The sequence below is a fragment of the Pseudonocardia zijingensis genome (genome assembly GCF_042657305.1).
GTDB classification, from domain to species: Bacteria; Actinomycetota; Actinomycetes; order Mycobacteriales; family Pseudonocardiaceae; genus Pseudonocardia; species Pseudonocardia zijingensis.
Genome location: NZ_JBHSKO010000001.1, coordinates 804,072 through 812,172 on the forward strand (window position 1 = coordinate 804,072; position 8,101 = coordinate 812,172).

6 protein-coding genes are annotated in these 8,101 nt (G+C 73.6%); 2 read left to right on the forward strand and 4 right to left on the reverse strand.

What is annotated here, in order from left to right:
- Position 1: 1 nt before the first annotated feature.
- Both ACFPL3_RS04200 and ACFPL3_RS04205 read right to left on the reverse strand, forming a co-directional pair.
- A complete protein-coding gene (locus tag ACFPL3_RS04200; protein WP_343938345.1) occupies positions 2–2,500 on the reverse strand; it encodes a PEP/pyruvate-binding domain-containing protein in 2,499 nt (832 codons plus the stop codon).
- Complete coding sequence (locus ACFPL3_RS04205) at positions 2,497–3,948, reverse strand: MDR family MFS transporter (RefSeq protein WP_343938347.1); 1,452 nt, start codon at positions 3,946–3,948, stop codon at positions 2,497–2,499. Before ACFPL3_RS04205 ends, ACFPL3_RS04200 begins: the two co-directional genes overlap by 4 nt.
- A 120-nt stretch (positions 3,949–4,068) precedes the next feature.
- Here ACFPL3_RS04205 and ACFPL3_RS04210 point away from each other — a divergent pair, with 120 nt between their 5' ends.
- Complete coding sequence (locus tag ACFPL3_RS04210) at positions 4,069–4,278, forward strand: FmdB family zinc ribbon protein (RefSeq protein ID WP_343938349.1); 210 nt, start codon at positions 4,069–4,071, stop codon at positions 4,276–4,278.
- 642 nt (positions 4,279–4,920) lie between these two features.
- Here ACFPL3_RS04210 and ACFPL3_RS04215 read toward each other — a convergent pair.
- Positions 4,921–5,751, reverse strand: coding sequence for a TetR/AcrR family transcriptional regulator (locus tag ACFPL3_RS04215; RefSeq protein WP_343938351.1), 831 nt, complete (start codon positions 5,749–5,751; stop codon positions 4,921–4,923).
- 23 nt (positions 5,752–5,774) lie between these two features.
- Here ACFPL3_RS04215 and ACFPL3_RS04220 point away from each other — a divergent pair, with 23 nt between their 5' ends.
- Positions 5,775–6,905, forward strand: a complete 1,131-nt coding sequence (locus ACFPL3_RS04220) for an FAD-dependent oxidoreductase (RefSeq protein WP_343938353.1) — start codon at positions 5,775–5,777, stop codon at positions 6,903–6,905.
- Between the two features lie 458 nt (positions 6,906–7,363).
- Here ACFPL3_RS04220 and ACFPL3_RS04225 read toward each other — a convergent pair.
- The coding region (locus tag ACFPL3_RS04225; RefSeq protein WP_379588380.1) for an IS30 family transposase at positions 7,364–8,101 on the reverse strand (738 nt) is incomplete at its 5' end.

The window sequence follows — 8,101 nt, forward strand, 5'->3', positions numbered from 1 at the left end:
CTCAGTCTCCCGTGACCCGGCCGGTGTCGCCGTCCACCGTCACCACCTGGCCGTCGACGAGGTCGCTCGTGCCGGTGGCCGAGCCCATCACGGCCGGGATCCCGTACTCCCGCGCGACGATCGCGGCGTGCGATCCGCTGCCGCCCGCGTCCACCACCACGGCGACGGCCCGCTGGAACAGCGGTGTCCACGACGGGTTGGTGTACGGGCAGACGAGGACGTCGCCGCTGCGCAGCCGCCCGAACTCGGCGGCCTCGCGGATCACCCGGACCGGCCCGGTGGCGCGCCCGCCGCTCGCCGGGGTGCCGGTGACCAGCGCGTCCCCCGTAGGCCCGCGGTCGGGGAACAGGACCGAGGGCGCGATGAGCGGCACGCCCGTCAGCTCGGCGCGCCGTGCCGACCGGGCGCGCACCGCGGCGCGCACCCGCTCCGCGTCGGCCGGGGGCAGCGTGGCCGGGTCACCGAGGGCCTCGAGCTCCTCGATGCGCAGGTGCAGCACGTCCTCGGCGTCGTTCAGCACCCCCGCCTCGGCCAGCCGGCGGCCCATCTCGAGCACGGCGCGGCGCAGTGGCGGGAGCGTGCGGGTGCCGTGGAAGTGGCTGTCCTCGCGGAAGGCGATCCCGGCGCGGGCCTGCGCGAGCAGCCGCCGCACCCGATCTTCGGAGCGGGTCAGACGCAGCAGCGGGTGTGCCAGCAGCCTGCGCTCGGCCTCCTCGCCACGGTCGTCCGCTGCGGCCGGCCGGGCGTCCTCCACCAGCACCTTCACCATGCCGAGCACGGACGCGGGGGCATCACTCCACGTCGGCGCGGACATCAGCAGCGGGCTGGCCGTCTCGCGGTGGCCGTACTCGTCGAGGAACGCCGTGAACGCCGCCCGGAAGCCCGTGAACGCCGGATCCTGCGCGATCCGCTCCGCCAGGGCCTCCGGCTCGAGGCCGAACACGGCCCGCAACGCCCCTTCGGCGCGCACGCGCTCGGCGAGCCGCAGCAGCTCGCGGTTGGCGTCCTCGGTGCGGGTGCGGGTGCCCAACGTCAGCCCGGAGAGCCCGCGGTGGCCGAGCAGCACCTTCACCACCTGCAACCGGATCAGGTCGACCCCGGCCCGGGGCAGGTAGTCCAACCGCAGATTGGTGATGGCGTCCACGATCTCGAACGCCCGCTGCGGCACCCTGCGCAGCTCGTCCCAGCCGAGCGCGCTCACGTCGACGGCGTTGAGCTCGCGCGCCTCGCGATCGAACCGGACGAACCGGGGATCGCGCGTCCAGTCGGCCGGTCGGTAGCGCCGCGCACGCGGCAGGATGCGGGCCGGTGCGCTGAGCACCTTCCGCGTGGGCCGCGGGTGCGGCGGGACGTACCGGTCCACCACACCGTCGACCTCCGGCAGCACGTCGGCGAAGTCGAGCGCCAACCCGGGGATCTCCGCGAGCATCCGCCGGACCATCCGGCCGATACCCCGCTCGATCCAACCGCTCATGTCGATCGGGTACGGCCGCACCGGCAGGTACTCGGCGATCTGCGGGCCGAGGCGGCGCTGGAACCGGGACAGGCGGATCGGCGGCGGCGGGAGCGCGGTCATCGGACGGGCCTGCACGAGCCAGACCCGCCCGTCGGCCCACGCCCACTCGATGTCCTGCGGCCGGCCGAAGTGCTCGGCCACCTTCCGGCCGAGCGCGGCCAGCTCCGCGAGCACTGGCTCGGGGAGCTCGTCGTGCTCCTCTTGCGTGCTGTGCCGTTCGGCGCTGTGCTCGACGCCGCCGCCCTCGACCCCGCGCACCACGACCTCGCGCAGCCCGCGCCGCCGCTCGCGCACGGCGCCGTCGCCGCCCAGCACGTAGTGGTCGGGCGTGACCAGCCCGGACACCACGGCCTCACCCAGCCCGCTGCTCGCGTCGACCACGACCTCGTCGCGGCGGCCGCTCACCGGGTTGGCCGTGAACAGCACCCCGGCGAACGCTGCGGGCACCATCCGCTGCACCACCACCGCGATCCGCACGCCCGCCGGGTCGACGTCGCGGCGCGCGCGGTAGGCGATCGCCCGCTCGGTCCACAGCGACCCCCAGCAGCGGCGCACCGCGTCGATCAACGCATCGGGGCCGACCACGTTGAGGTAGGTGTCCTGCTGCCCGGCGAAGGCGGCGCCGGGCAGGTCCTCGGCGGTGGCGCTCGAGCGCACGGCCACCGGACCGTTCCCGAGCAGCGCGTAGGCGTCCAGGATCGCCGTGCGCAGCTCGTCCGGCACGTCGGCCGCGGCGAAGGCCGCCCGCAGCGCCTCGCCCCCGTCGTCGGTGGCCGTGGCCAGCGCCGGACCCAGGCCCGCGTGCGCCACGACGGCCGCGTAGGCGTCCGTGGTGATCACGGCGCCGTCCGGCACCGGGAAGCCGGCGCGGACCAGTTCGCCGAGGTTGGCGCCCTTCCCACCGGCGGTCGCGAGGTCGTCGCGGCCGACGGCGGAGAGCGGGAGCACGAACCCGGTGGCGGGACGGGTGGGCGCGTGGGTCATCGAGCGCTCCTTTCCGAGTTGTCGCCGACGTGCGCGGTGTCGCGCAGCGGCTGGGAGGGCAGTGCGAGCGCCAGCAGGAGGGCCAGCCCGAGCAGCGGTGCGACCGAACCGAACACCGGGGGCACGGCCGTGCCGAAGGCGTCGCGCACGGCGTCGGGCAGGTGCGCGAGCTGTTGCGGGTCGAGGGTGGTGGCGACCTGCGCGTCGCCGCCCGGGGGAAGCGCCGCCGCGAACCGGGCGGTGATCACGGCGCCGAGCGCGGCGACCCCGGTGCTTGCCCCGATCTGGCGCAGGAACGTCACCGCGGAGGTGGCCGCCCCGAGGTCGCGGTGCTCCGCGCCGTTCTGCGCGACCAGCACCATCACCTGCATGACCATCCCCACGCCCAGCCCGATCAGCAGCAGCACGGCCAGCACAAGCGGCAGCGGCGTCGCGCGTCCGACGGTGCCCAGCAGGCCGAGGCCGACCGCCGCCGTGGCCGTGCCGGCGATGGGGAACGCCTTGTAGCGGCCGGTGCGCGTGATGATCCGGCCGGAGACCGTGGTGGTGAGGAGGACGCCCGCCATCAGCGCGGTGACCACGAGCCCGGCCTGGGTGGCCGATGCGCCGCCCGCCACCTGGAGGTACGCCGGCAGATAGCTGATCGTGCCGAACAGGGCGAAGCCGATGAGCGCGCTGATCGCCGTCGGGATCGCGATCGCGCGCGTGTGGAACAGGCGCAGCGGCAGCACGGGGTCGGCGGCCCGCCGGGCGGTGGCGAACCAGCCCGCCGTGGCCAGGGCGGTCGCCACGGCGAGGAACGGGGTGAGACCACCCGCGCCGCTGCTGAGGAGCACCACCCCCGTCACCGTCAGCGAGAGCAGCAGCGCGCCGAGCACGTCGAACGGCGGGCGCCGCTCCGGAGCGGGCAGCCGCAGCGTGCGGGCGACGACGACCAGCGCCACGAGGCCCAGCGGCGGGTAGAGCGCGAAGATCCAGCGCCACGTGAGGTGGTCGACGGCGAGCCCGCCCAGCAGCGGCCCGCCCACCGCCGCGACGACGTAGACGCCGCCGAGCAGCCCGAGGTAGCGCCCGCGCTCGCGGGGGCTCACCACCTCGCCGAGCACGGCCTGCGCCCCGATCATGAGCCCCCCGCCACCCGCGCCCTGCACGACCCGCCACGCCACGAGCGCGGGCATCGACACCGCCGTGGCGCAGAGCAGCGCGCCGAGCACGAAGAGCACGATCGCGGCCAGCAGCACGGGCTTGCGTCCGAACCGGTCGCCGAGCTTGCCGTGCAGCGGCATCGAGACGGTGGCGGCCGCGAGGTACGCCGTGATCACGGCGGGCATGAGGTCGAACCGGCCCAGGTCGGCGGCCACGACGGGCAGGGCCGGCGCCATCACCGTCTGGTCGAGGGCGCCGAGCAGCATCACGAGCATCAGGCCCGGCAGCACGCGACGCACCATCCCGACCCCCTCTAGAGAACGCCTCGTTCTCTAAGGACGATACTGGTCCCGCTTTGAGAACGCAACGTTCACTTGCGCGCAACCCTGGGGTGCCACCCCGCCGGGACGTAAGCTCTGCGGGTGCCCCGCTACGACTTCCGCTGCCGCGAGTGCGGCTCCACCTTCGAGGTGAGCCGCCCCATGGCCGACGCCTCCGAGCCGGCGCGCTGCCCCGACGGTCACGACGACACGGTCAAGCTGCTCAGCACGGTCGCCGTCGGTGGGCGCGGCACCGCTCCCGCGCCCGCGGGCGGCGGGTGCTGCGGTGGGGGCTGCTGCGGCGGAGGCTGACGGGAGCCCCGGCTCGACCCACGCGCCCCGGCAGGCCGGGGCCTCCGGTGGTGCCGCGCATCGTGCAGGGCTGCCTCTCAGGCGTCAAGGGCGCCTTCGGCGTCGCTGTGCGCCCCTTGACCCCTGAGCCCCTGCGGCCCTCCCGGGCATACACGCGGGCAGGCCGGGGCCTGCCCTCTTGGCGCGCGGAGCCACCTCCGGCCGGTTCCGCGGCCATGATCACGGGTTTGGTGCATTCCCGGGCGTTTTCGACACGGGAATGCGCCAAATCTCTGATCATGGCCAAATTTGCGGCCCATGGGTCGCCGCGAAATCGGCCCCTGCGTCCTGACCGCCGCGGATGCCTCGGCCTCGAGCTGCTGCTTCCCGCGGCTGCCTCCTGGTGGCGCTGCGCGCCCATGTCGGGCAGGCTTCGGGCTCACCCGCGAAGCCTGCTGGGCAGCTCCCTGACCTGGCGCGGCGATCACGGCACGCTGGAGTCCGGGGCCTCCGGTGACGCCGCGCAGCGTGCGGGCGTTCGCGTGGGCAGGCGGGGCCTGCCCGGTGGGCGCGCGGCGCCCCCGGAGACCGGTCCGACGCCGATGGTCACGGGTTCGGCGCGTTCCCGGGCGTTTTCGACCCGGGAATGCTCCAACGTGGTGATCAAGGGCCTGGAGTGCGCTCCGGGGCATTCAGACGGGTGAGGCCGTCGAGGATGACGGCGATGCCCGTGAGGAACTGCTCGCGGTCGTCGTGATCCCTCATCTGGCCGACGACGGCGTGCATGAACGGATAGTCCTCGGGCGCGAGTTGCCGCCAGCCCGCCGAGGCCGCGCCGATGTACTCCTCGCGGTCGACGTCGCTGTCGACGCCGGAGGTGTCCCCTTGGATGCGGGCCTTCTGGCTGACCGCGCCGAGGATGTAGTGCACGAGCGTGGAGGCCGCGTCGAACCAGCGCTCCTGCGGCACCCCCAGGACCTGCACCTGCCGGCCGATCCGCTCGAAGATGCCGACCGTGACCGGCCCGACGGGGTTGCGGACGATCTGCAGGGTCAGCCGCGTGGCCAGCCACGAGTGAGCGGTGATCGCATCGAACAGGGCCAGGGCGGCCACGCGGATCTCCTCGGCCGGCGTGGACGCCGCGGGAGCGGGCGCCGCGGCCAGCGCCGCCGTCACGACCGTCTCCGTCGCCGCGTCCAGCAGATCGTCCCGCTTGCCCACGTGGTACGCGATCGCCCCGGCCCCCGTCGACAGTCGCTCGCTGAGCGCCCGCACGGTCAACGCAGCCTCCCCGCCCCGGTCGAGCAGCTCGATGGCGGCGGCAAGGATCTGCTCCCTGGAGAGCACCTGATTACGCCGCGCAGGGCGGCGCGCCGGCGTTGGCATGCCTCCATGGTGACATATTTGGTGCGCTGTGCCAACTTGGTGCAGTGCACCACCACGTTGTAGCGTCCCATTTTGGTGCGTCGCACCAAACGGGGTGTGCGGCTGCATCCAGCCAGTCAGAGGGAGTCGTCATGAAAGCTGTCACGATCATCGGCGCCGGGCTCGGCGGCCTCACGCTGGCCCGCGTCCTGCACGTGCACCGCATACCGGTCCAGGTCTACGAAGCCGAAGCCTCGCCCGATGCGCGGGCGCAGGGCGGCATGCTCGACATCCACGACTACAACGGCCAGCTCGCCATCGAAGCCGCCGGGCTCGGTGACGCCTTCCGCGCCATCGTGCTGGAGGGCCGCCAGGCGATGCGGGCACTGAGCCCGGACGGAGCCGTGCTGTTCGAGAAGGCCGACGACGGACAGGGCGGCAGGCCCGAAGTCCAGCGCGCGGACCTGCGGCGGATGCTGCTCGACGCACTCCCCCCTGGCACGGTGGGCTGGGGCACCAAGGTCGCCGGTGCCCGCCGCCTCGACGAGGGCCGCCACGAGGTCACCTTCGCCGACGGCCGCACGCTCGTCGCCGACCTGCTCGTCGGCGCGGACGGCGCCTGGTCGAAGATCCGCCCACTGCTGTCGGCGGCAACCCCGGCGTACGCCGGCACGTCGTTCGTCGAGACGTACCTGTACGAGGCCGACACGCGGCACCCGGCCGCCGCGAAGGCGGTCGGCGGCGGCTCGATGTTCGTCCCTGCACCCGACCGTGCCATCACCGCGCACCGCGAACGCGGCGACACCCTGCACGCCTACACATCCCTCACCAGGCCGCTGGACTGGTTCGACCAGATCGACTTCACCGACCCGGCCGCGGCTGCCACCCGCGTCGCCGCCGAATTCGAGGGCTGGGCTCCCGAGGTCACCTCGCTGATCACCGACAGCGACACCCCGCCCGTCCTGCGCCCGCACTTCGCCCTGCCCGACGGGCACCGCTGGCTGCGCACGCCCGGAGTGACCCTGGTCGGCGACGCCGCACACCTGCAGGCCCCCGACGGCGAGGGAGCCAACTGGGCCATGTGCGACGGCGCCGAACTCGCCGACGCCCTCGCCGCTCACCCCGACGACTTCGAGGCCGGCCTCGACGCCTACGAACAGGCTCTGTTCACCCGCATGAGCCAGGCCGACGACGTGATGAACCACCACCTCGAGGAAACCTTCGGCGATGACATCCCGGAGTCCCTGCGGGCGCTGATGCTCGAACGCCAGCAGGACAACTGAGCAGGACCAGCGCTGCCGGCAGGCTTCACACCAGCCGCGGATGTCCCGGGCACCCGCGAGCTGCTGCGGCGGCGGCTGACCGACGCCGAGTGCTCGGGTCGGGCAGGCCATGGCCCGGCCGCGGTGATCACCACAGGCCTGGGGTCTCCGGTGGCGCCGCGCATCGTGCGGGGCCGCCCTCACCCGTCAAGAGCGCCAGCGGCGTCGCTGCGCGCCTCTTGACAGGCGAGCCTCCGCGGCCCCACCCGGGCCTACAGGTGGGCAGGCCGGGGCCTGCCCTCGTGGTGCGCGGTGCCCCCGGAGGCCGGTTCCGCGGGCATGATCACGGGTCTGGCGCGTTCCCGGGCGTTTTCAACCCGGGAATGCGCCAACTCCCTGATCATGGGCGTGGTGAGGGTCTAGAACGCCTCCCAGGTCGTCGATCAAGGCCGAAAAGGTCGCTAGATGAATCGGCGGTCTCAACTGGTTGTTGCAACGAGCAGCTCGTCGAGTGCCTGGGCGGGATTCTTCCATCCGAGGGTCTTGCGTGGGCGGCCGTTGAGTTCGTGGGCGACGGTGTCGAGGTCGGCCTGGGTGTAGGCGCGGAAGTCGGCGCTGGTTTTGGGGAAGTACTGGCGTAGCAGCCCGTTGGTGTTCTCGTTTGACCCGCGCTGCCAGGGGCTGTGCGGGTCGCAGAAGAACACCGGGCAGCCGGTGGCCACGGTGAAGCGGGCGTGGTGGCGCATCTCGATCCCGCAGTCCCAGGCCAGTGACCGGCGCAGGTGCTCGGGTAGGCGCTGCGCCAGCCCGGACAGCACGTCGATGACCGCCTCGGAGGTGCGCCCGTCAGGTAGCGCGCCGAGCATGACGTAGCGGGTGGACCGCTCCACCAGGGTGATCATCGCCGAGGCCGAGCGGACCCCGATGACCAGATCGCCTTCCCAGTGCCCGGGCACCGCCCGGTCGGTGGCCTCGGCCGGGCGGGTCGAGATGTGCAGCCCCTCGGTCCAGGGCCGCCGCGAGCGGGTCGCCCCGCCCGCGGTGGCGGCGCGGCGGCGGCGGGTGCGCCCGGAACGCAGCGCCACCTGACGCTTCAGCTCCGCGCGTAGGTTGCCCCGGCTCTGCACATAAATCGCCTGGTAGATCGTCTCGTGCGACACCCGCATCAGCGCATCATCCGGGTAGCGGGTGCGCAACTCGCCCGCGATCTGCTCGGG

Bases quoted from the DNA above. Each gene is read 5' to 3' on its own strand.
- ACFPL3_RS04215 (WP_343938351.1), bottom strand. From the start codon at position 5,751: ATGCAGCCGCACACCCCGTTTGGTGCGACGCACCAAAATGGGACGCTA.
- ACFPL3_RS04220 (WP_343938353.1), top strand. From the start codon at position 5,775: ATGAAAGCTGTCACGATCATCGGCGCCGGGCTCGGCGGCCTCACGCTG.
- ACFPL3_RS04205 (WP_343938347.1), bottom strand. From the start codon at position 3,948: ATGGTGCGTCGCGTGCTGCCGGGCCTGATGCTCGTGATGCTGCTCGGC.
- ACFPL3_RS04200 (WP_343938345.1), bottom strand. From the start codon at position 2,500: ATGACCCACGCGCCCACCCGTCCCGCCACCGGGTTCGTGCTCCCGCTC.